Raw genomic sequence first — 23922 nt, forward strand, 5'->3', positions numbered from 1 at the left:
TGACCGTCACCCTGAGCAACGGTCAGACAATCAACATCGAAGCGGGCAAGTCCGCTGGCTCCGTGGTTTTCCACACCCCAGCCAACGACGTGTACAACAACGGTTCAACCGTCAGCACCACGATCACTACCGCGACCGGTGGCAACTTCGAGAACCTGGCGAAGAACCCAGCGGCGGCTGTAACCACGATCACCGATTCGATCGATACCACCACCGTTACTCTGACCGCGAACCCATCGGTCGTTGAAGGCGGCGACATTACTTACACCGCCACGCTGACGAACCCAGCGCAAACCGCGGTTACCGTGACGCTGAGCAACGGCCAGACGATCAACATCGAAGCCGGTAAATCGTCCGGGACTGCGGTGTTCCACACCCCAGCTAACGACGTGTACAACAACGGTTCAACCGTCAGCACCACGATCACCACCGCGACCGGTGGCAACTTCGAGAACCTGGCGAAGAACCCGGCGGCGGCTGTAACCACCATCACCGACTCGATCGACACCACCACCGTCACTCTGACCGCAAACCCGTCGGTCGTTGAAGGCGGCACCATCACCTACACCGCCACACTGACCAACCCGGCCCAAACCGCCGTAACGGTCACCCTGAGCAACGGTCAGACGATAAACATCGATGCCGGCAAGTCCACGGGCAGTGTCGTGTTCCAAACGCCGCCCAACGACGTTTACAACAACGCTTCGACCGTCAGCACGACGATCACCAAGGCTACCGGCGGCAATTTCGAAAACCTGGCGGCAAACCCCGCAGCTGCTGTGACCAGCATCACTGATTCCATCGACACCACCACCGTGACCCTGACCGCGCCAAGCGCCGTCAACGAAGGCGGCACCATCACCTACACCGCCACCTTGAGCAACAAGGCCGGCAGCGACATGGTGATCACGCTGGATAACGGCTCGACGATCAATATTGCCAAGGATTCCCTGGTCGGCACGGTGACTATCAATGCGCCAGGCGATGACGTGTTCATCGACAAGAGCACTCAAACCGTCAAGATCGCCGGCACCACCGGCGGTAATTTCGAGAACCTCAGCGTGGCGCCAGGCGGTGCTACCACGGTGGTCAACGACACCATCGATACGGTGAGGATCCTGCTGACTGCCACTGGCAGCGTCGGCGAGAAAGGCAACATCGTCTACACCGCGACCCTGGTCGACAAAGACGGGCATACCGTCAACAACGTCGGCAAGACCGTGGTGATCGAGCTGGATAACGGCAAGACCATCAGCATTGCCGATGGCCAGAGTTCCAGCACGGCCACCGTTGTCGCGCCTAACGATGTGTATGCCGGCAACCAGACCGTGACGGCGGCCATCAAGGGCGTGACCGGCGGGGAGCAGTTCGAGAACCTGGTGCCGGTCAAGGATCCGGTGAGCACCACCGTTTACGACACGCCGGGCACCACTGACCTGACGAGCGTAACCCTGACCGCGCCAGGCGCCGTCAACGAAGGCGGCACCATCACGTACACCGCCACCTTGAGCAACAAGGCTGGCAGCGACATGGTGGTCACGCTGGATAACGGTTCGAGCATCACCATCAAGCAAGGTGCGACCGTGGGCTCGGTGACCGTCAATGCGCCAGGCGATGACGTGTTCATCGACAAGAGCACCCAGACGGTCAAAATCACCGGCACGACCGGCGGCAATTTCGAAGGCGTGACCATCACCCCAGGCGGCGCGACTACTGTCGTCAACGACACTATCGATGACGTGACCGTGTCGCTCAAAGCCAACGGTTCCGTCAGCGAAGGCGGCCAGATCACCTACACCGCGTCCCTGGTCGACAAGAACGGCAATGCCGTGACCAACGTCGGTTCCGACTTGGTGGTGAAGCTCGATAACGGCTCGACCATCACTATTGGCAATGGCAAGTCCAGCAGCACTGTCACTGCTACTGCGCCTAACGATGCGTACATCGGCGCCAGCGACGTGACGACCAAGATCACCAACGTGGTCAGCGGCGGCGACAAGTATGAGCATTTGATCGTCGACGGCAGCACCGTGACCACCAAGGTGACGGACGTGGTAACCAACACCACCATCAGCATTACCGGCGATGCGTCGGTGACTGAAGGCGGTACGGCCAACTACACCCTGACCTTGAGCAACCCGGCGCAAACCGACGTGACCGTGACGCTCAAGTACAGCGGCACCGCCACCGACGGTTCGGACTTCACGGGCGTGTACACCGTGAAGATCCCGGCCGGCGCCAGCAGCGTGCCGTTCACGATCGGCACGATCGACGACAAAATCACCGAGCCGACCGAAACGATCGTCATCACCATCGACAAGACCACCGGCGGTAACTTCGAGAACCTGGTGGTGGGCAACGGCAGCGTCAGCACCAACATCATCGATAACGATGCGCCGCCGGTCATCGACCTGGACGCCAACAACTCCAGCGGCGCCACCGGTGCCGACTACAAGGTGACCTTCACCGAAGGCACCGCAGGCCCGGGCGTGTCGATTGCCGACACCGATATCAAGATCACCGACCCGGACAGCACCAAGCTGACCGGCGCGACGATCACCCTGACCAACGCACAGGCCGGTGATGCACTGAACCTGGGCAACAGCGTGAATGGCATCACGGTCAGCACCAACAACCAGACGGGCACGATCACCCTGACGTTGTCGGGCAGCGCGACACTGGCTGACTACATGCAGCGCATCCAGAACATCACGTTTACCAATAACAGCCACGACCCAAGCACCACGCCGCGCACCATCACCGTGACCGTGACCGATGGCGGCAACTACTCCAACGTCGCCACTACCACGGTCAACGTGGTAGCGGTCAACGATGCGCCAGTGGCAACCGGCAGCGCCGTGACCGGCACCGAAGACACGCCGCTGGCCTTGACCTGGGCCAACTTCGGCGTGACCGACGTGGACTCCCCACAAAGCAGCCTCGGCGTGAAAATCACCGACCTGCCGGTGGCCGGCAAGCTGCAGTTCCTGGCAGCCGATGGCACCACCTGGAGCAACGTGACGGCTGGCCAGACATTCACCAAAGCCCAGATCGATGCCGGCCAGTTGCGCTTCACACCGAATGCCAACGAATCCGGCACCAACGGTTATGGCGGCACCGGCATTGGCAACAACCAGGCGGATTACGCGCAGTTCAAGTTCCAGCCTACTGACGGCAAGGATTTGGGCACCAGCGCCACGGTGAAAGTCGACATCACGCCGGTGGCCGACGCGCCGACCCTGAATGTGGCAGACAACAGCGTCAACTCGATCGGCTTGCTCAAGCAAAGCTGGAACAGCGTTGCCGGCATCGGCACCAACGGTAACGGCGCAGCACCGGCCGACCTGAAAAACGCCATCGATAACGCCGGTACGCCGAACAGCAGCGCCATCGTGACCAACGTCGAGTCCACCGCCAACGTCGCAGCAGGCAGTGGCTCGAAGATCTCCGGCCTGATGTACATGGAAGCCGGCAAGAGCTACACGTTCAGCGGCACCGGCGATGACAGCCTGGTGGTCAACATTGGCGGCAAAGACGTCGCCAGCGCGCAGTGGGGCACCAACAGCGGCAAGTTCAGCGGTTCGATCACCCCGACCGTGAGCGGCTACTACAGCATCGAGATCTACCACGCCAACCAGTCCGGCCCGGGCAGCTATGACGTCAACCTGTCAGTCAACGGCGCCCCGGCCACCGACCTGAGCACCAGCGGCGTAGCGCTGTACACCGGCATCACTGACCTGACCAACGCCGGCGTGACCGTGTCCGACCTGCATGGCAGCAATGGCGATGGTTACTACACCGCCTACAAGCTCAACGAAGGCCAGGAAAACGGCACCGTCAAACTGTCCAAAGTCACCACCGCGCTGACCGACACCGACGGTTCGGAAACCCTGAGCGTGAAGATCAGCGGCGTGCCGGCAGGCTCGGTGCTCACCGATGCATCCGGGCATACCTTCACCGCGACCAAGACCGTGGGCGAAGTCAACGTCACCGGCTGGGACCTGAGCACCCTGACCATCAAGCCGCCGACCTACTACAGCGGCCAATTCAACCTGACGGTTACTTCGACCTCCACCGAAAGCCTCGGCGGTTCGGCCATCACCACCGCGCAATTGCCGGTCACGGTGTACCCGGCCACCTACAGCGCGGTGACCGGTACTTCCGGCAGCGACGCAATCACCGGCACCGACGGCAACGACATCGTCGTGGCTGACATCGGCGGCCTGAACGTGGTGCAAGGCAAGAACTACAATATCGCGTTCATGGTGGACAGCTCCGGCAGCATGAGCACCGCTTCGATCAACGCGGCGAAGGCTTCGTTGACGTCGGTGTTCAGCTCGCTCAAAGACAGCCTGGGCGCCAACACGTCGGGCACGGTGAACATCTTCCTGGCTGACTTCGATACCCAGGTGAACAAGTCGGTGGCCATCAACCTCAACGATCCAAACGCGCTGACCTTGCTCAAGGCCGTGCTGGATTCGATGGCGTCGGGCGGCGGTACCAACTATGAAGACGTGTTCAAGACCACGGCCAACTTCTTCCAGAGCGGCCTGGCGACAGGCAACACTGGCGCCACCAACCTGACCTACTTCATCACCGACGGCCAGCCGACGTACTACCAGAGCGGCGAGCAGACCAACCCGACGCTGTACAGCAACGTCAAGTTCGACGATGTGGTGACCACCAGCAACTACACGCCGGGCACAGCCATGGCGAAGTACCTGGACAGCACTCATTACTTCAGCATCGACTCCTCGGGTAACGCCGTACTCCAGACCTTGAGCGGCAACCGGTGGTACAGCAGCAACCTGGGCACCGTTCATGCACAAGGTGACGGCACCTTCGAGCTGTCCAACCTCAACGGCACGGGCAACAGCACCGACTCGGCGACGCTGAGCAACGCCAAAAGCGCCTTTGCGCTGCTGGGTGGGCTGTCGCAAGTGGAAGCGATCGGTATCAACAGCGACGTCACCCTCAGTGACCTCAAGCCGTACGACAGCGATGGCAAGCCGCAAAGCAACATCGACCCGCAGGACCTGGCCAACGCCATCCTCGGCCACACCGAAGCGACCTTGCCGGGTGCCGACACTGTGAGCGGTGGCGACGGCAACGACATCATCTTCGGCGACCTGGTGAGCTTCAGCGGGATTACCGGTGAGGGTTACAACGCCCTGCAGGCCTTTGTGGCGCAGAAAACCGGCGTGGCCGTCACGGCCGTGACCACCTCGAACGTGCACCAGTACGTGACCGAGCATTACGCCGACTTCGACGTCTCCGGCGCCAAGGACGGTAACGACACGCTGCTCGGCGGCGCGGGTGATGACATCCTGTTCGGCCAGGGCGGCAACGATGTCCTGGACGGCGGCAAGGGCAATGACATCCTGCTCGGGGGCACCGGTAACGACACCTTGATCGGCGGTCCGGGCAACGACATTCTGATCGGCGGCTCGGGTGCCGACACCTTCGTGTGGAAGGCCGGTGACGTCGGCAACGACGTGATCAAGGACTTCAAAGCGTCAGAAGGTGACCGGATTGATCTCAAGGATCTGTTGAAAGGTGAGACGGACAGCACCATCGACAACTACCTGAAGATCACCACGGTAGACGGCGTGTCGACCCTGCAAGTGAGCAGCGAAGGCAAGCTCAACGCCGCCGGTGGCCTGGCCAATGCCGATGTGACGATCAAGCTGGAAGGCAACGATTGGTCCCACACCAGCATCAACTCGCTGATCAGTGGCGCCGACCCGACCATCAAGATCGATCACACCGCCTAAAACGCGATTAACCGGCCGCCCCCAGGGGCGGCCGTTTTATTTGGGCCACAGGTTGCTGGCCCTGGCGCAGGGTTGCATCGCATACTCGCGCCTATAAACACACGGTTGACCTATGCTGGTGACGGCGTGTGGCCTATTTTCGAGGGGTTCTTATGTTTTACGTGCAACGTGATGCACAGGGCGCACTGAGTCGCGTGGAGGCTGCGGCCTTTGCCGAGTCAACCGAGACCCTGCCGGCCGATCATCATGAGATCCAGGCCTGGTACGCCAATGAAGTGGTGGAAACCAGCCTGGCGCAGCTCAAGCAGAGTGACCTGGAGATGATCCGGGTACTGGACGACTTGATCCAGGTGCTGACCCGCAAGGGGCTGATCAACGTGACGGACTTGCCGCCAGCGGCACAGGCCAAGTTGCTCGACCGCAACCAGGCGCGGGAAGCGTTGGGTGGGTTAAGCCATTTGATCAATGATGAAGAGACCGGGTTGATCTGAGAACCCGGTCTCCAACGGTGTGCTTGTGTGGGAGCTGGCTTGCCTGCGATGCAGGCGCCTCGGTGTATCAGCAAAAACAAGGTGATGCTATCGCAGGCAAGCCAGCTCCCACACAAACCTGCTCCCACATTGTTTGTGCAATGTCAGTGAGTCACTTCCACGGCGCAGGCTCACCAAACAGCTGCCCTTGCACGCCGAAAATCCCCATTTCGCGAATCACCTTCAGCTCACCCTCGGTCTCCACGCGCTCGGCAATCAACGGCAGGTCGATGCTGTGCGCCGCGCGCTGGATCGCCTCGATAAACAGGCGCTTATCGCTTTCCTGGTCGATGGCGCGGATGTAGCTGCCGTCGATCTTCAGGTAGGCCAGGCCCAGCCGCGCCAGGTTGCCGATCATGCTGAAACGCCCGCCGAAGCGCTGCAGGCTCAGGGAGAACCCCAGCTCGCGCAGGCGCTGGGTCAACTGCTCCAACAAGGCTTGTTCCGGCAATTGTTCCTCGCCGATTTCCAGGGTCAGGCGCGGGCCGAGGTTGCTGTGCTGGCGTAGCAGTTCAACAATCTTGTTCAGCGCCTGAGGGTCCTGCAAGGTCGCGGCCGAGAGGTTCAGTGCCAGGCTATGACTGTGGCCGGCCATCTGCTTGAGCACTTGCTCCAGCATCAGGCGGTCCAGGCGGGCCGACCAGCCGAAGCGCTCCAGCCACGGCAGAAAGCGCCCGGCCGGTATCGTTTGGCCGTCTTCATCCTGCAGTCGCGACAGCACTTTGTAGTGCAATACCAACTGCGGGTCCTGGCTGGCGACAACCGGCTGGAAGTACAGCTGGAAGCGTTGCTGGGTCAGGGCCTGGTCCAACAAGGTGTGCCAGGCATGGTGATCGTCACCGACGCTGGCAGCAGCGCTGTGGTCGAGGCATACCCAACTGCTGTCGCCCTGCCCTTCGGCCTGGGCCAACGCCTGGTCAGCCAGGGTCAACAAGGCCTGTGGGGCGTCACCATGGTTGAACGGCGCCAGGCCGATATACGCAACCGGCGTGACGTCACTGGCGCCTGTGGCTTGCAGGCTGAGCAAAGTGCTTTCGAGGTTCTGCGCCAATTGCAGCGCTTCCTCACGCACCAAACCCGGCGCCAGCACCGCGAACTCACCGCCACGGATACGGGTGACGAGGTTATGGGTTTCCGGGTACGGCTCGCACTGGCGCAGCAGTTGCTCGCCCACCGCTTGCAGCAATTGGTCGGTGCGCTGGCCGCCCAGGCGCTGGTTGAGGCCGGCCAGGTCTTTCACGCGCAACAGCAGCAGGTAACCGGAGTTGGTCTCTTCGGGGTTGCTGACGCGGGCGTTGAGTTGCATCTCGAAGTAACGACGGTTGGCCAGGCCCGTGAGGTTGTCCTGGTAGGACTCGGTGCGCAATTTCTCACTGCGCTCGGCCTGCTCCTGGAACAGTGCCTTGAGCTTTTCCACCATCTGGTTCATGGCCTGCACCACGCGCCGCAATTCGGGGGTGCGCGGTAGGTCGGGCAGGCTGAGGAATTCTCGACGGGCGATGGCGTGGGACTGCTTGACCATGTAGTCCAACGGCTTCAATTGCCGACGCAGCAACAGCGCGCCGAGCACTGCACTCACCGCGCCGCAAATCAGCAACCAACCGAGGCTGCCCAAGGCGCTCTGCCAGAGTTTGGCCAGGGCAAACATTGGATGGCTGACCACCTCCACACGCGCCGCCTGCTCCCAGCCGCGGTTCACCAGCGCATCACCACCGGCCGGCTCCAGGCCGATCAGCTTGACGAACCAGTTGGGCACGCCGTTGTTGTCGGGGATGCCGCTGCGCTCGACGATGGTTTTATCGGTGGCCAGGTCCACCACGCGGATGCTGGCGTAGTACCCGCTGTCGAAGATCGAGCTGACCAGCAGCTCGACCATGGCCGGGTCGTCGATATTGGGCGTCAGTGACAGCGCCAGCGCCGTCGCCGCATCCTGGGCGTGCGAGCGCAGTTGGTTGACGTATTGGGTGCGCGAGCTTTCCAGGCTGACCATGAAGCTGCCGCTGAAGGCGACCACCAGGAACAGACAAATAGCGATCAATAGCTGTTTGAACAGAGACATCCGATCAGTTACTCCTAGTTGGCAGGCTCGGCCGGGAAGCCTTCCGCACGCATTTTTCTCAACACATCCTGCCAGCGCGACAAGCGTTTGGTGTCACCGACTTTTTTGTTACCCGTGGCGCCGGGCAAGTACAACCCTTCGGCGTTGAAGGAGTACACCGGAACCAGGTCGGTACGGCGAGTCGCCGGAAGAATCTCATCCATCAGGCTGTCGAGCACCAGCGGGATCGCCTCAGGGGTCGAATAATAGGTCAGGACCATGTGCGCACGATTCTGACGCAAGGCCTTGACGTAGGTAATGCGCAATTTGTCGCTGGAGACGCCCAGGTGACGCAAGCTGAAATACTTTGCGATCGCGTAGTCTTCGCAGTCGCCTGCACCTTTCCACAGGGCTTCGATGGGTGTCTCCCAATAGTCGACAACGTGCCAGAGGTCGATGTCTTCGACGTAGGTCATTTGTTTGTTGAAAAACAGGTTCACGACCTTGAGCTGCTCCTGCTCGCTGACCTGTTTTTGGGTCGCCAGCAGGCGCTGCCAGTCGTCGATGCGCCGTTGGCCCTCTCCCAGCGGCCCGTACAGGGCGGTGGCCTTGCGGCTGATCTGGGAGAAATCCCAATCGGCATGCAGCCCGCCGGGCATCAGGCCGGCCAACAGAATCGCTGAAAATAGCCAGCTCAACAGTCGAGAGGGAATAAAACTTACCGCCAAGGCGTTCAGTCCGTGGAGAGAGACGGAAATTCAGGGGATGGTGCGGCCTCGTTCAACAAAAAACAATGGCACAGTGCAATCATCCATAACAGGGGGAAGTTTATAACGGCGCCCTGTGGGATGCATAAAGTAGTTCGTGTAAGCCCTTACAAACAGAAACTTTGGTTGTTTGACAAGCGTGAGCACCCTCTCTAGTGTGCATTGGATCCAATTAAACACACTCCATTCAAGAAAGGAGGATAGCGTAACCGTGACGCAGAAGCCGAACCCCTTAAGCAGCATCAAAATCAGCGGGCCTATTCCTGCCCATCTGGCTCGCGCCGTCATTGAAGAAACGTTGCGCAATGCCATTCTTGATGGCCGCTTGCCCTGTGGTACTGCGATGCGCCAGCAAGAACTCGCAAGCTTGTTCGGCGTCAGCCGTATGCCGGTGCGCGAAGCGTTACGCCAGCTGGAAGCTCAATCGTTGCTGCATGTGGTGACCCATAAGGGCGCCGTGGTCGCGCCATTGATCGAAGACAACTCCGCTGAGACCTATGGCCTGCGCATGCTGCTGGAGTCCGAAGCGTTGCGCCTGTCGATCCCGTTTCTGACCGACGCTGACATCGCCGAAGCTGACGCCTTCATCAATGCGCTGGAACAAGAACGCGACTACAGCGAGATAGGCCGCCTCAATCGCCTGTTTCACATGGCCCTGTACGGCAAGGCACCCAACCAACGTTTACTCAAGCTGGTCGAACACGGCTTGAATGAGGAGGAACGCTTCCTGCGGTTCAACCTGGAGGCGATGGGGTTGGGCGAGACGTCCCAGGAAGATCACCGTGAACTGCTCAGCCTGGTGGCACAGAAGAAAGTCGACGAAAGCATCCTGACCTTACGCAATCACTTGATGCGCGGCATGGAAGTGATCACTGCCTACCTGAATGGGCTGGAAGCCACCGACGCGAAAGGCGCGCAGTAAGCCTTTCAGCGCCCGACGATATCCTCATACGGTGCAGGCCCTTTTCCCAACAGGGAGGGCCCCACGTTACTTCGCACGGCCCTGATTAATTCGACTTATATAATCCTGCTTACTTCAACGAAACTTCCCACTTGATAACGGCAACTTACACACAATAAAAACCTTTTCGAAAAAATATCTAATACATTCATACGCTCATCAAAACGTTTAATCAGATTATTATCTTCCGCCTTTAAAACCAGACATTTTACCCGGCAGCGCCAACCTATGGCCGGTTGGCGCTGCGCGCGTGGTTTGGACAGGCGTTACCTGTCGACTTTCAACTACAAGACCCCTCACTGTTTTCTGAACAGTCGCAACAACTTATAGGCATCAACCATGCACCAACACTTACTTGAACAAAAAAAACTGCAGTTGTGCAGCCATGCGTTATTTATGGAAATAACTTCACTTAACAAATTACAACTTTTTATGGAGCACCATGTATTTGCGGTTTGGGACTTCATGACCCTGACCAAGCGCCTGCAACAGGATTTGACCGGTCGGCAACTGCCATGGCTTCCGCCCGCCGACCCGCACGCCGCGCGGCTCATTAATGAGATCGTGCTTGGCGAAGAGTCCGATGTACACCCAACGAGCGGCTACTGCAGCCACTTCGAACTGTACCTGGAAGCCATGACCGAAGTGGGCGCCGACACTGGCGCCATCCAGCGCTTCATTGAACGGCTACGCCAGGGCGCCGAGCCAGGCGCAGCGCTGCAAAGTGTCGATGCGCCGCCGGGCGTGGCGCGCTTTGTCGACAGCACGTTGCAGACCGCCCTGACCGCCCCCACCCATTGCGTGGCGGCAGCCTTCCTGCATGGCCGCGAAAGCGTCATTGCGTCGATGTTCGAACGCATGCTGCACGCCAATGCGTGCATCGCACTACAGGCGCCAACCTTGGCCCATTACCTCACTCGCCACATCGAGCTGGACACCCAAGACCACGGGCCAGCGGCCGAGCAGTTACTCCAGCGCCTGATCGGTACAGACCCGGTGCGCCAGGCCCAAGCCGACGAAACCGCGCTGGCGGCCGTGCACAGCCGTATCAGCTTCTGGGATGACGTGCGCGCCGCGCTGCATCAGGTGCAACCATGAACGCCGCCGACTACCGCTCCTTTGCCGACGACTGGGAGCGCCGCGCCACCGTTCGCACTCGCCCTCGGCGCCAGCTGGAAGACGACGACAAACTGATCTTTCCCGTGTGCCGCCAACCCTTGGTGCTGAGCGCGACCTTTCTCGAACACTGCCCGCAATGGCGCGATTTCGTGCTGGTGCAAAGCTTCTACAAGTTCCTGCATGACGTGGTGATCTTTGAAACCGAGATCGTCGACAAGACCGCCCGCAGCATCGCCAAGAACCACTTCTCGCTGCCCTTCCCCCTCGCCTGCCGTTATGACGCGATGACCGTAGTGGTGGACGAGGATTACCACGCGTTGGTCGCCCTGGATTTCCTTCAGCAAACCGTGGCAATGACCGGTATCCAACCACTGGACTTGCCCGAACACATCGAACTCAGCCGGGCCTTGCCCGCCGCGCAGGCACTGGCCCCGCCACACTTGCGCGATGCCGTGGCGTTGATTGCCGTGGCCATCGCCGAGAACACCATCACCCATGATGTGGCGGCGTTTGCCAAGGATGATAGCGTCAAGGCGTCCGTCCGTGGCCTGATGGCCGATCACTTGTCTGACGAAGGGCGCCACGCGCAATTCTGGACGAACCTGGTGCGTATTTACTGGCAGGCAGCAAGCCCGACAGACCGCGATAGCCTCGCTGAGGCCCTGCCGACTTTTTTGCGGCATTACCTGACCAACGAACTGCAACAACGCTTCGACTTGCACCTGATCGAACACCTCGACATCAGCGCGCCTGTTCGCCGTGCGCTACAGGACGAGGTCGCGGCGCTGGACTTTCCCATCACCCGCCAGCACCCGCTGCTCGGCAATATCCTTGGGTTCCTGCGCCACAGCGGCGTACTGCAAACGCCCAGCGTTGTTCGGGCGTTGGACGGCTATCTACCCGAATCGCGGAGGTCGGCATGAGGCGACTGACGATCGGGTGGAGTGGCACCAGTCGCGCGCTGGAAGCGCTCAAAAAAGGGCTGGCGTGCTACGGGCACGTCTTCGCCACTGAAGCCCTCGACCTGCTGATTGAAGATGGCAGCCACGCGCCGCTCCCGCACACTGGCGAAGCCCAACGGTTAAGCCTGCGCCTGGGTCTCGGCCCGATGTCCGAATACGGACTGCCCGCGTTGCAATTGCGTTGTCATGGCCCTGACCACCGTGTGCTGGCGGTGCAGGACATTGCCGAGGAGCCTAGCGGCAACGGCCAACGGCTATGCCAACAGGCAACAAGTGCGTTGGTGGAATGGGTTTCCTGGCTGGTCAGCGGCTTCTCAAGGGACGCGCACTTCTTCACCGCAGACACCCTCGCCAACGCATGGCCCGAGCAAGGCTTGCGCGGGCTGGACGCGTTGGCGTTTGAGCACCGATTCAATCGCACCGCGCAGCCGGCCCTGTTGCAAGCAGCCCGAGTGCCCATGATCGAACGGCTGCAGGCCAGCCTTCATACCTTCGCCGAACGACCGGCGCTGACCTTCGCAGGCCGCGTGCTCACCTACCGCCAATTGCAGCTTCGGGCCCTGTCGATCCAGCAGCGACTGCGTCCCCTGCTGGTGGGCATAGAGGCGCCGCCCGTGGTTGGCGTGTGCCTGGAAAAATCCGTGGATATGTACGCCAGCCTGTTGGCGGTGCTGGGTTGCGGCGCGGTGTACCTGCCGCTGGCCCCCGACCACCCGCCACAGCGTCAGCGCGCCATGCTGGCTAGCACCGGTGCCCGCGTATTGCTGGACGCGGGGCGGCACCCTTTGCGTGAGCATTTCAAGAACCTGGATGTGAGCGCTGTGGAAACGGCCAACGCCGACGCGGGGTTAACGCTGATGCAGCACCGCCCTGACGTCGATGCGCCATGCATGGCGCTGTTCACCTCAGGCACCACGGGCGAGCCGAAAGGCGTGCTGCTCAGCCAAGGTAATCTGGCGCATTTCACAGCGTGGGCCGACGACTGCATGGCGCTGGACGAACAGAGCCGCGTCCTGCAATTTTCGCCATTGAGTTTCGACTCGTCGCTGATCGATATCTTCCCGGCGTTGATCGCCGGCGCCGAACTGATCGTCCCAAGTGAAGCGCAACGGCACGACCCTGGGCGACTGGTCGAGCTGATTCGACAACAGCGCATCAGCCACGCCTTTCTGCCGCCGGCACTGCTCAGCATCCTGCCGCTGGATCAGCCATTGGGCCTGACACACCTGTTCACTGGCGGTGATACCTGCGAGCCGTATGTGATCGAGCGATTGGCGGGCCAGTGCCAAGTGCACAACCTCTACGGGCCGACCGAAGCCACGGTGCTTGCCACCCATCGCACGTTCCAGCCCGGTGACAGCAACCGTAACCTGGGCCGTCCTATCGCCAATAGCCAAGTGTTGATCCTCGATGACGACCTGCAACCGGTGGATGAGCAAGTGATGGGGAGCCTCTACATCGTCGGGCCCGGGGTAAGCCTGGGGTATGTGAATGCGTCACAGCCGGTCGATTGCCCTTTCGTTACCCTGACGTTGCCAGACGGCGAGTTGCTGCAGGCGTACCGCAGCGGTGACCTGGCGCAGTGGACGGCGGACGGCATCGAGCTGGGCGGTCGACGGGATGATCAAGTGAAGATCCGGGGCTTTCGGGTCGAGCCCCAGGAGATCGAGCAATGCCTGCGCAGCAGTCGGTTATTTCGCCAAGTCGCTGTGGTGATTGATGCTGAGCGCAGGATTTTAAGTTTCGTTGCCCAGCCCGAACCGGGCGCCACAATCGCGGGCCTGCAGCAGCATGCCCGAGCGTGGCTGCCGCCTTATATGCAGCCGCAAGCGTGGACTGAGTTGCCCGCGATGCCACGCACTCACAACGGCAAGGTCGACCGTTGTGCATTATTGGCGGCGCCCCTGCACGCCATCACCACCGCCCGCCGCGCGCCGCTGACGCCCTTGCAAGCGCGGCTGGCGGTGTTATGGAGCGAGCTGTTGGGTGTGCCAGACGCTGACCTTGGCGTTGACGACAGCTTCTTCAACCTGGGCGGCCACTCCATTTTGCTCTCGACCCTGCTGCTGCGCCTGCGTGAACAATTTGGCCGCAGTGTTTCCTTGAATCGCTTCTTCGAGGCGCCGACCCTTCGTACGCTGAGCGTGCTGATGGAAGACGGCGCATTGCCTTCTGCACCGTCCGGCCAGATGGAGACGGATGCGACGCAGCCGCTGAACCTGAACATGCTGGGCGAACACCGCGCAGGCGACCCGCGCAAGGTGATCGTCACTGGCGCCAACAGCTTTGTCGGGGTGCACATCGTCCAGGCGTTGTTGGCTGGCGGTGCGCAGCAGGTCACCTGCCTGGTGCGGGAGCGGCCGGGGCATTCGGCGATGGCGCGGTTTACCCAGGCGTTGCATGAATACCACCTGACGCATCTGGACTTGCGCCGCGTGCAGGTCTACGCCGCCGACATCAGCCTGCCTCGGCTGGGCCTGACCTGCGATGTGTATGACCACCTCGCCCGCACCCATGGTGTATTGGTGCATAACGCGGCGCGGGTCAACCATGTGATGGATTACGCCTCGCTCGTCAGGGATAACGTCGAGCCGGTGCTCGAGTGCCTGCGCCTGTGTGAAACCCATTGCAAGAAAGTCTTCAATTTCATCTCGACGTTGTCGGCATGCAGCCATGTCGATGCCCAGGGAAACATTCTTGAAGCAGCCGCCGTGGCCACGCTGCCGCTCTACATCAAGAACGGGTACAACCTTTCCAAATGGGTGGCCGAGCGGCTGTTGGGGCGTGCGATCGAGCAAGGCGCCTGGGTGAATATCCATCGCCCCGGCAATATTGCATTCAACAGCCATAGCGGGGTTTGCCAACCGCACAACAACCGCCTGATGCTGATGCTCAAGGGCTCGTTGCAGCTGGGTATGGTGCCCCGCCTGGAGGTGAATTTCGACCTGATGCCGGTGGACTTCTTTGCCCGCTTCGTCGCATTCCACGGTGGCCAGTTTGCCGCCGGGCGAAACGTCTTCAACCTGCATAACCCCCAACCCTTGCGCTGGGATGATTACCTTGATGCGTTCCACGAAGCCGGCCACCGCTTTGACCGGGTAAGCGTGGCGCATTGGCAACATCGATTGCGAACGGTGGGGCCCGATAATGCGCTGTTTGGCGTGCTGGGTTTCTACCTGGATGACCTCGCAGAGGACATCAGCGACACCGCCAAAATCTGTCACGAAAACGCACGCCGGGGTGTGCTGGCGATGGGTGCACAGTACCCCCAAAAGCTCCCCGCGCTGTTGCGCAAAGGCTGCGCCCACCTTAAGGCCATCGGCTTTCTCTGACCCGCTTCAGGACACGCTCATGAAACCGTTGCAACCCGACACATTGATCCGCAATCCGCACGGCACGCCAGTGGTGGCATCCGTTGAAGTTGCTTGCGAAGCCGCACGCCTATGGCGCCTAGTAGGCAACTTCTCAGGCTTCGATGCTTTCATTCCCGCGCTTTCACACATCGAAATGACCGGTGACGGGGTGGGTGCATTACGTAAGAAATTTTTCCACGATGGCCATTGCGTTGTAGAGCAACTCAACAGCCGGGATGAACACGCCATGTGCATGACGTGGACCACGCTCTACAACACTCTCGGTGTGGCGCAGCTGTGGGCCGCTATGCGCGTGGAGGCGCTGGGTGCCGGGCGCTCGAAAGCAACCTGGACCCTGATCGGCGAGCCTGTCGCAACGACGCATGCAGCGTTTGAACAGTTTGCGCAGGCCTTTGCCGACAGCGCCCTGGAGAATGTGCGCCAGATACTCGGCTAACGGTCAGGCGCGAGGGGCCTCGCGCCTGACCTGTCGAGGTCAGATTTTGAAGCTGTCGACCAATTGCTTCAGGCGGCTGGCTTGCTGGGACAACGCATCACAGTCCTTGAGCGTTTCGTTGAGGTTGACCACACCTTGCTGGTTCAGCAGGTTGATCTGGTTGATGTCGACATTGAGGGTTTCAACCACTGCGGTCTGCTCCTCGGTGGCGGCTGCAACCGACTGGTTCATGCCGTCGATCTCGACGATTCGTTGCGTCACGCTGATCAAGCGTTCGCCGGCCTGGTTGGCGACTTCAACGCTTTCTTCGCTGGAGGCCTGGCTGGCGTTCATGGTGGTCACGGCTTCACGCGAACCCACTTGCAGCGAGGTAATCATCTTGTGGATTTCTTCGGCGGATTCCTGAGTACGGTGCGCCAGGTTACGTACTTCATCAGCCACCACAGCGAACCCACGCCCGGCTTCCCCGGCGCGCGCAGCCTCGATCGCAGCGTTGAGCGCCAACAGGTTCGTTTGCTGGGAGATGCCTTTGATCACATCGAGGATGTGACCGATGTTGTCGGTGCTCGCGTTGAGCGTTTCGATCTGGGTGCAGGACAGACTGATTTTCTGCGACAACTGCGACATCGCCAGGATGGTTTGCTCCACCACTTTGCGACCATCATCAGCTTGTTCACTGGCACCGCTGGCGTGCTGCGACGCATCAGCGGCGTTACGCGCGATTTCCTGGGTGGCCGCGCCCAGCTCGTTGATCGCCGCAGCCACGCTGTTGGTACGCGCACTTTGCTCGTCCGAGCCGATAATCGAAGCGTTGGACGAGGCCATCACGCGCTGCGACAAATCATGGACCTGGCGTGTTGCCGAAGACACTTCGGAAATGGAGGCGTGGATACGCTCGACAAACTGGTTAAAGGCGCTGCCCACCTCGCCAAACTCGTCCTTGCTGGTCACGTCCAGGCGGCGAGTCAAATCACCTTCGCCCTGAGCAATGTCCTGCATGGCAACGCCCATGGTGGTCAGCGGGCGCAGCAGTACTTGAATCAGCAGGCTCAAGAGCACGGCAATTGCCACCACCGCGATCAACATGGCGATCAATGCCGAAGTACGAAATTTGCCGAGCGGTGCGTAGGCCTTGTCCTTGTCGATCGACAGACCGATGTACCAGTCAGCCCCCGGCAAACCGCTGATCGGGGTGAACGACAGGATGCGGTCGTGGCCATTGAGCACCACTTCCTGGTTGACCTTCTCGATGCGCAGACCGGCACCCGGGTAGATGTCCTTGAGGTTTTTCATCACCTGGTCTTGATCAGGGCTGACGATGACCTGGCCATCGGCGCTCACCAGAAACGCATGGCCGATGCCGCCGAAGTCGACCGAGTTGATGATCTTCACCAGGGTTTGCAAGCTCAGGTCACCACCGACCACGCCCAACAGTTCACCGTTCTTCTTGACCGGCAGCGCAATGGTCACGATCTGCCCACCCACTGCGGCCATGTACGGCGGCGTGAGCATGGTTTTATCGGCGGCCACGGCTTGCTTGTACCAGGGACGCTGACGTGGGTCGTAACCGTCGGGCATCTTGGCGTCGGGACGCTGCGTGAACACGCCGTTGGTTTGACCGACATAGGTGAACTGGAAGTTCGACGTGAACGCAGGCTGATCAACCAAGCCCGGAAGGTCGGCGCCACTGCCTTGATGAGCCACGTTCTGCGCGAGGCTTTCGAGCACCAGGATGCGGCCACTGAGCCAGTTCTGCACACTGCTGGCGGTGAGCTCACCGGATTGCTGGATAGAGGATTCAAGGTTTTGCTTGATGGTGCTGCGCTGCAGGTAGTCGTTATAGAGCGTGAATAACGCGAAGGCCAAAACCACGACGCCTGACGCGGCCAACAGAATTTTATGACTGAACTTGAGATTCATTTCATCGACTTCTTTTTGCCAAAGGGGGGTGAGCGTGCCGAGTGGAACATTCCATGTAACGCGATAGGCGGACTCTCAGGCCGCTCTATTTCGGTGCACGCATGGCTCGTCAGGCTTTCGGCCAAGCCTTGGCAAATCTTAGGAATTTGTGAGAAGCATCTGCTTTTTACGTAGGAAGCCGACCAGCGGTAGACCTGAGCGGTTCAGAGTTGCAAAATCTTTCAGCCTTCCAGACAATGCGACTAATTATCATTTGTGACGCTTGGTCAGGCCTGTTTGAATGCCGTCTCCTGAATACATCCCCTGTGAATGTGTCGTACAGACGCTTTACAGCGCCCATCACACTTGGCTCAACACGTGGCTGCGCAGTCGCCTGGGTAATGCCGCCGATGCGGCTGACCTGGCACAAGACACTTTCCTACGTCTCCTGCAGAAGACCGAACGCTTTGAACTCAAGGCGCCTCGTGCCTTTTTGCGCACCATCGCCCGGGGGTTGGTGATTGATCATTGGCGTCGCGAAGAAATCGAACGCGCTTACCTCGAATCTATCGCCCATCTGCCGGCAGCCTTAGCGCCCAGCGCTGAGGCTCGTGTGTTGGTGCTGGAACTCTTGGAGGAGATCGCCCGCCTGCTGGACGGATTGAAGCCTAAGGTGCGTAAGGCGTTTCTCTTGGCCCAGTGCGATGGGCTGGCGTACAAACAGATCGCGCAACAGATGGGTGTGTCGCTGCGCTCAGTTGAGCGGTATGTCGCGCAAGCGCTGTATCACTGTTACGTCCTGCGTTATGAAACATGACTCCCGTGACTAATGCCACGCGCTCCGGCCCCGATCCCCAAGTGGTCAAACAGGCCATCAGTTGGGCGCTGCGGCTGCGGAACAACCGGGCCAATGTGCGCCTGCACGCGCAGTGCGAACTCTGGCGCGAAGCTCATCATGACCACGAGTTGGCCTGGCAGCGGGTACAGGCGCTGCAACAGGAATTGAGCGGCCAGCTCTCGGCGGTTCCCGGTGCGCATGCGGCGCTGGAAAACAGTGCGCAGGGTTTGGGGCGGCGACAGGCTCTGAAACTGTTATCCGGCGTAGTGCTGGTGGGCTCTGCTGCCTGGATCAGCCGGGACCTGACGGGCTGGCAGCGCTGGACGTCCGATCTTGCAACCGCGACCGGCGAGCGGCGCAGCGTGCAATTGCCGGACGGCACTCGCCTGCAACTCAATACCGGCAGTGCCGTGGACGTCGATTTCAACGTGCAGCAGCGGCTGATCACCTTGGTGCGCGGGGAAATCCTGGTGACCTGCGGCGCGGTTTCGTCGGTGCCGTTGTGGGTGAAAACTCGCCACGGCGTGTTCGAAGGCATCGACGGCAAATTCAACGTGCGCCAGGACAGTGACTGCACGCGGCTGAGCGTGGTCAGCGGCAATGTGGCGATTCATTCGCCGCATGCGGCAGGCGGGCTGTCGACTCATGTTCATGCCGGTGAACGCTACCTGGTGCGTCAGAACCAAGTCATCCCAGCCCCGCCCGCAGACATGGACAGTGGCGCCTGGGCGGACGGCCTGATCGTGACACGGGGTATGCGCCTCGCCGATTTCCTCGCGGAAGTCGGGCGTTACCGCCATGGCTATCTGGGCTGTTCGGCAGACATCGCCGACTTGCGCCTATCCGGGGTTTTCCGCTTGGAGGACACCGACGCATTGTTGGCGGTACTGACTCGAACACTGCCGGTTCAAGTGCGCTACCGAACGCGCTGGTGGGTGAGCCTGGATCGCATGGCCTGAGTTTTTTTGGCGGCTTTTTTCCGTGAGTCCGGCTTAGACAGTAAGCCTTTTCAATCTGCCTTCACCGGCCTCCACGGACCTTGAACATGACTGTGCGTTTTCTCAGCGACTCATCAGACGCCTCCCACCCGCTTTTGGCTAACGCCATACGTGCGGCATTGCTGTCGACTGCAATGGGTATGGGGGTTATCCCGGCGACCGGCACGGCTGCGCAGGCAGGCACTGAGCGGATCAATCAGCGCTACGACATCCCTGCGGGCTCTCTGAGTGACGTACTCAATCAGTTTGCCCGGCAGGCGGGCATCACCCTTTCCAGCACACCTATGCAGACTCAGGGCCAAGAGTCGGCAGGGCTGCACGGTGAGTATTCCGCCGAGCAGGGGCTGAATCACGTGCTCGCTGGTTCGGGCTTGCAGGCCGTTTCGCAAGATGGCGTCAGCTTTGTTCTGCAGACGCCGCCGCAAAGCAGCGCATTGACGTTGCCCACCACCGACATCAAAGGCTTCGCCCTCGGCAACGCCTTGGGCAGCATGGAGGGCTACAACGCGACTCACAGCCAGATCGCGACCAAAACCAGCACCGCCCTGCTGGAGACTTCGCAAACCGTCTCGGTGGTGACACGCGAACAGATGGACGATCAGGGGTCCCAGACCGTTGCCCAAGCCATGCGTTACACCCCAGGGGTGCTGACCAACCCGTACGGCGCAACCCATCGCTATGACTACGTGGCCATGCGCGGCTTCAATGACGGATCTGTCGACAACATCTACCTCGATGGCCTCAAGTCCATGGGTGACAGCGGCACCTACAGCACGATGCAGGTGGACCCCTACTTCCTTGAGCGCGTGGACATTCTGAAAGGGCCATCCTCCGTGCTGTATGGGCGCAGCTCACCCGGCGGTTTGGTGGCGCTGACCAGCAAGAAACCATTGTTCGAACCGTATCATCAGGTTCAGGCGACCGTCGGCAATCATGGCCAACGCGGCATGGGCTTTGACTTCAGCGGGCCGGTGGACGACGACAAGCGCATCGCCTATCGACTCACCGGGTTAGCGGACAAGTCCGACACGCAATTCGACCACGCCAAGGAAAAGCGCTACGCGCTGGCACCGACACTGAGCATCGACTTTACCGATGACACCTCGCTGACACTCCAGGCCTATCTGCAGCATGACCCCGACGGTGGTTATCACGGCGGTATGCCGGCGGATGGCGCACTGCATCAACGCAATGGCCAGCGAATCTCCAGCCACTTTTTCGAAGGTGAGCCGGGGGTCGATGGCTATCAACGTGACCAGCAGTCGTTCGGCTATCAGTTTGAGCATCGCTTCAACGATGTGTTTACCGCGCGACAGAACTTCCGCTATCTGGACTCCAAGGTGCAGCTGGATCAAGTGTATGCCTACGGCTGGACCACGCCGACCAGCAATGAGCTGAACCGTTATTACTCGGGCGGTGATGAGAAACTGCACGCGTTCATCATCGACAACATGCTGCAGGCGGATTTCTTCACAGGGGCGACCAAGCACACTGTGCTGATGGGCGCGGACTATCAGCGGCGTAAAACGGTGGTGGATTGGACCAGCGGGGCATTGCAGCCGATCAACGCGTTTAACCCGGTGTATGGCAACTCCGCTATCAGCGGTGCCAACCTGACGAGCTACCTGCGCAGGCTTGAGCAGAAGGGCGTGTACCTGCAAGACCTGATCGAAATGGATAAATGGCGTTTCTCCCTGGGGTTGCGCCAGGACTGGGTACAGACGTCCGATGAAAACCGGATTGCCGAAGCCAGCCGGCCTTTGGGGACAGAGATCAGTGATAAACGCACCAAGCTGACGGGGCGTGCCGGGGCATTGTATCTATTTGATAACGGCTTTGCGCCGTATGTCAGCTATTCGGAGTCTTTCAACCCGAACTCCTATTCAGACAGTGCTGGAGACCCACTGGCACCTACCAACGGTACGCAGTGGGAGGCGGGCTTGAAATACCAACCGCCGGGAACCGATAACCTGTTTACAGCCTCCTGGTTTCGCATCGACCAAGAGAACCTGGCGACCAAGTTGCCGCAGGAAAACTTCTACCGGGCTGTGGGCGCTGTCCGCTCCCAAGGCCTGGAGTTGGAAGCGCATATGCAATTGACCGATAACCTGAAGCTGCTGGGCAGTTACACCTTTACCGATATCAAGTATTCCAAATCGATGGTGAGTACCTTGAGCTCCGCCGACAACGTGATCGAGAACAGGGGTAACTCTCCGACGCAAGCGCCTCGCCACATGGCATCGGTGTGGGCGGACTATACGTTTGAGAGTGGCGCGCTGGATGGCCTCCGGCTGGGAGGCGGAGTGCGGTATGTCGGGTATAGCTGGGCTGATGCAGAGAACACGATGAAGGTACCGGCCTATACCTTGTTTGATGCTTCGGTAGGGTATGACCTGGCCAAGGTCGGACTGAAGGGCGTAGATGTAAGGCTCAATGCCAACAACCTGACCAATGAAACCTATGTGGCGTCCTGTGCCAGCCTGAACTTCTGCTATCTGGGAGAAGAGCGCAATGTGAGTGCGACGGTGAGCTACCAGTTCTGACCCGTTACCGAACAAACCGAGCCGGCGCCTGATATGAGGTGCCGGCTTTTTTGCGGGTGTGGTACGGGGTTACTCATATAGACCCATAGAGCGCTTTGCATTAAGCCAGCCCTAAACGACAAAACCCCTGTCTGCGTTAGCAGACAGGGGTTTCGGAATTCAATCTTGACGATGACCTACTCTCACATGGGGAAACCCCACACTACCATCGGCGATGCATCGTTTCACTGCTGAGTTCGGGATGGGATCAGGTGGTTCCAATGCTCTATGGTCGTCAAGAAATTCTGTGTACCAGACCGTTGCGTTAGCAACGTGCCGGTGAAATTCATGGACTTCTACATAAACAAAACCCCTGTTCGCGTTAGCAAACAGGGGTTCTGGAATTTAATCTTGACGATGACCTACTCTCACATGGGGAAACCCCACACTACCATCGGCGATGCATCGTTTCACTGCTGAGTTCGGGATGGGATCAGGTGGTTCCAATGCTCTATGGTCGTCAAGAAATTCGGGTACTGAGTCGTGACCAAATGGCCTCGCTTCAGCAAATTGGGTATGTGATAGCTGTCGGTGTTTTGTGAGATCGAACTTTCGGTTCTATCGTCTTCACACACCGCAATCTGATGCTTCTGCTTGTTTCCAAGTCAGGAGTAGTCAAATTGCTTGGGTGTTATATGGTCAAGCCTCACGGGCAATTAGTATTGGTTAGCTCAACGCCTCACAGCGCTTACACACCCAACCTATCAACGTCGTAGTCTTCGACGGCCCTTCAGGGAACTCAAGGTTCCAGTGAGATCTCATCTTGAGGCTAGTTTCCCGCTTAGATGCTTTCAGCGGTTATCTATTCCGAACATAGCTACCCGGCAATGCCACTGGCGTGACAACCGGAACACCAGAGGTTCGTCCACTCCGGTCCTCTCGTACTAGGAGCAGCCCCTCTCAAATCTCAAACGTCCACGGCAGATAGGGACCGAACTGTCTCACGACGTTCTAAACCCAGCTCGCGTACCACTTTAAATGGCGAACAGCCATACCCTTGGGACCGGCTTCAGCCCCAGGATGTGATGAGCCGACATCGAGGTGCCAAACACCGCCGTCGATATGAACTCTTGGGCGGTATCAGCCTGTTATCCCCGGAGTACCTTTTATCCGTTGAGCGATGGCCCTTCCATACAGAACCACCGGATCACTAAGACCTACTTTCGTACCTGCTCGACGTGTCTGTCTCGCAGTCAAGCGCGCTTTTGCCTTTATACTCTACGACCGATTTCCGACCGGTCTGAGCGCACCTTCGTACTCCTCCGTTACTCTTTAGGAGGAGACCGCCCCAGTCAAACTACCCACCATACACTGTCCTCGATCCGGATAACGGACCTGAGTTAGAACCTCAAAGTTGCCAGGGTGGTATTTCAAGGTTGGCTCCACGCGAACTGGCGTCCACGCTTCAAAGCCTCCCACCTATCCTACACAAGCAAATTCAAAGTCCAGTGCAAAGCTATAGTAAAGGTTCACGGGGTCTTTCCGTCTAGCCGCGGATACACTGCATCTTCACAGCGATTTCAATTTCACTGAGTCTCGGGTGGAGACAGCGCCGCCATCGTTACGCCATTCGTGCAGGTCGGAACTTACCCGACAAGGAATTTCGCTACCTTAGGACCGTTATAGTTACGGCCGCCGTTTACC

General features: G+C 59.7%; 12 protein-coding genes, 3 rRNA genes and 1 pseudogene. 10 read left to right on the top strand and 6 right to left on the bottom strand.

Features of this window, described 5'->3' with window-relative positions; genetic code table 11:
- Together WBB95_RS04305 and WBB95_RS04310 are read left to right on the top strand one after the other, a co-directional pair.
- Positions 1-5774: pseudogene (locus tag WBB95_RS04305) on the top strand (LapA family giant adhesin); the annotation flags it as partial.
- 152 nt (positions 5775-5926) lie between these two features.
- Positions 5927-6265: a tryptophan synthase subunit beta gene (locus tag WBB95_RS04310; protein ID WP_424486461.1), complete on the top strand. Its 339-nt coding sequence runs from the start codon at positions 5927-5929 to the stop codon at positions 6263-6265.
- 151 nt (positions 6266-6416) lie between these two features.
- Here WBB95_RS04310 and lapD read toward each other — a convergent pair whose 3' ends face one another.
- On the bottom strand, positions 6417-8363 hold the full coding sequence (lapD, locus tag WBB95_RS04315; protein WP_424486462.1) for a cyclic di-GMP receptor LapD: 1947 nt from the start codon (positions 8361-8363) through the stop codon (positions 6417-6419).
- A 14-nt stretch (positions 8364-8377) separates the two neighbouring features.
- Positions 8378-9070 (bottom strand): cysteine protease LapG, encoded by a 693-nt coding sequence (gene lapG / locus WBB95_RS04320; RefSeq protein ID WP_424486463.1) that lies wholly within the window; start codon positions 9068-9070, stop codon positions 8378-8380.
- A gap of 250 nt (positions 9071-9320) precedes the next feature.
- Here lapG and WBB95_RS04325 point away from each other — a divergent pair, with 250 nt between their 5' ends.
- The 5 genes from WBB95_RS04325 to WBB95_RS04345 all read left to right on the top strand — a co-directional run bounded on the left by WBB95_RS04325 (position 9321) and on the right by WBB95_RS04345 (position 15961).
- Positions 9321-10031 (top strand): GntR family transcriptional regulator, encoded by a 711-nt coding sequence (locus WBB95_RS04325; protein WP_424486464.1) that lies wholly within the window; start codon positions 9321-9323, stop codon positions 10029-10031.
- A gap of 378 nt (positions 10032-10409) precedes the next feature.
- Complete coding sequence (locus tag WBB95_RS04330) at positions 10410-11168, top strand: DUF3050 domain-containing protein (RefSeq protein WP_424486465.1); 759 nt, start codon at positions 10410-10412, stop codon at positions 11166-11168.
- Positions 11165-12112: a diiron oxygenase gene (locus WBB95_RS04335; RefSeq protein WP_424486466.1), complete on the top strand. Its 948-nt coding sequence runs from the start codon at positions 11165-11167 to the stop codon at positions 12110-12112. The genes WBB95_RS04330 and WBB95_RS04335 overlap by 4 nt, the downstream gene beginning before the upstream one ends.
- The gene (locus WBB95_RS04340; RefSeq protein ID WP_424486467.1) at positions 12109-15483 is read left to right on the top strand and encodes an amino acid adenylation domain-containing protein; all 3375 of its coding nucleotides are present in this window, start codon (positions 12109-12111) and stop codon (positions 15481-15483) included. The genes WBB95_RS04335 and WBB95_RS04340 overlap by 4 nt, the downstream gene beginning before the upstream one ends.
- A 19-nt stretch (positions 15484-15502) precedes the next feature.
- Positions 15503-15961: an SRPBCC family protein gene (locus tag WBB95_RS04345; protein ID WP_424486468.1), complete on the top strand. Its 459-nt coding sequence runs from the start codon at positions 15503-15505 to the stop codon at positions 15959-15961.
- A 39-nt stretch (positions 15962-16000) separates the two neighbouring features.
- Here the strand turns inward: WBB95_RS04345 and WBB95_RS04350 are convergent, their stop codons facing one another.
- Positions 16001-17881, bottom strand: coding sequence for a methyl-accepting chemotaxis protein (locus tag WBB95_RS04350; RefSeq protein ID WP_424486469.1), 1881 nt, complete (start codon positions 17879-17881; stop codon positions 16001-16003).
- A gap of 280 nt (positions 17882-18161) precedes the next feature.
- On the opposite strand from WBB95_RS04350, the gene WBB95_RS04355 reads away from it, so the two are divergent.
- From WBB95_RS04355 to WBB95_RS04365, 3 genes are all read left to right on the top strand, one after another.
- Positions 18162-18677, top strand: coding sequence for a sigma-70 family RNA polymerase sigma factor (locus WBB95_RS04355; protein WP_424486470.1), 516 nt, complete (start codon positions 18162-18164; stop codon positions 18675-18677).
- Positions 18674-19657, top strand: a complete 984-nt coding sequence (locus WBB95_RS04360; protein ID WP_424486471.1) for a FecR domain-containing protein — start codon at positions 18674-18676, stop codon at positions 19655-19657. The genes WBB95_RS04355 and WBB95_RS04360 overlap by 4 nt, the downstream gene beginning before the upstream one ends.
- 86 nt (positions 19658-19743) lie before the next feature.
- On the top strand, positions 19744-22239 hold the full coding sequence (locus WBB95_RS04365; RefSeq protein ID WP_424486472.1) for a TonB-dependent siderophore receptor: 2496 nt from the start codon (positions 19744-19746) through the stop codon (positions 22237-22239).
- A gap of 163 nt (positions 22240-22402) precedes the next feature.
- Here the strand turns inward: WBB95_RS04365 and rrf (WBB95_RS04370) are convergent.
- The 3 genes from rrf (WBB95_RS04370) to WBB95_RS04380 form a co-directional block, all read right to left on the bottom strand.
- Positions 22403-22518 (bottom strand): 5S ribosomal RNA (rrf, locus tag WBB95_RS04370).
- Positions 22519-22627: 109 nt separating this feature from the next.
- Positions 22628-22743, bottom strand: a 5S ribosomal RNA gene (gene rrf, locus WBB95_RS04375).
- A 170-nt stretch (positions 22744-22913) separates the two neighbouring features.
- Positions 22914-23922: ribosomal RNA gene (locus WBB95_RS04380) — 23S ribosomal RNA — on the bottom strand; the annotation flags it as partial.

This window comes from Pseudomonas sp., assembly GCF_049645325.1.
In the GTDB taxonomy this organism is placed as follows: domain Bacteria; phylum Pseudomonadota; class Gammaproteobacteria; order Pseudomonadales; family Pseudomonadaceae; genus Aquipseudomonas.

Excerpts from the sequence above, each read along its gene's own strand:
- WBB95_RS04310 (WP_424486461.1), top strand. The coding sequence starts at position 5,927 with ATGTTTTACGTGCAACGTGATGCACAGGGCGCACTGAGTCGCGTGGAG.
- lapD (WP_424486462.1), bottom strand. The coding sequence starts at position 8,363 with ATGTCTCTGTTCAAACAGCTATTGATCGCTATTTGTCTGTTCCTGGTG.
- WBB95_RS04330 (WP_424486465.1), top strand. The coding sequence starts at position 10,410 with ATGCACCAACACTTACTTGAACAAAAAAAACTGCAGTTGTGCAGCCAT.
- WBB95_RS04335 (WP_424486466.1), top strand. The coding sequence starts at position 11,165 with ATGAACGCCGCCGACTACCGCTCCTTTGCCGACGACTGGGAGCGCCGC.
- WBB95_RS04340 (WP_424486467.1), top strand. The coding sequence starts at position 12,109 with ATGAGGCGACTGACGATCGGGTGGAGTGGCACCAGTCGCGCGCTGGAA.
- WBB95_RS04345 (WP_424486468.1), top strand. The coding sequence starts at position 15,503 with ATGAAACCGTTGCAACCCGACACATTGATCCGCAATCCGCACGGCACG.
- WBB95_RS04350 (WP_424486469.1), bottom strand. The coding sequence starts at position 17,881 with ATGAATCTCAAGTTCAGTCATAAAATTCTGTTGGCCGCGTCAGGCGTC.
- WBB95_RS04355 (WP_424486470.1), top strand. The coding sequence starts at position 18,162 with ATGCCGTCTCCTGAATACATCCCCTGTGAATGTGTCGTACAGACGCTT.
- WBB95_RS04360 (WP_424486471.1), top strand. The coding sequence starts at position 18,674 with ATGACTCCCGTGACTAATGCCACGCGCTCCGGCCCCGATCCCCAAGTG.
- WBB95_RS04365 (WP_424486472.1), top strand. The coding sequence starts at position 19,744 with ATGACTGTGCGTTTTCTCAGCGACTCATCAGACGCCTCCCACCCGCTT.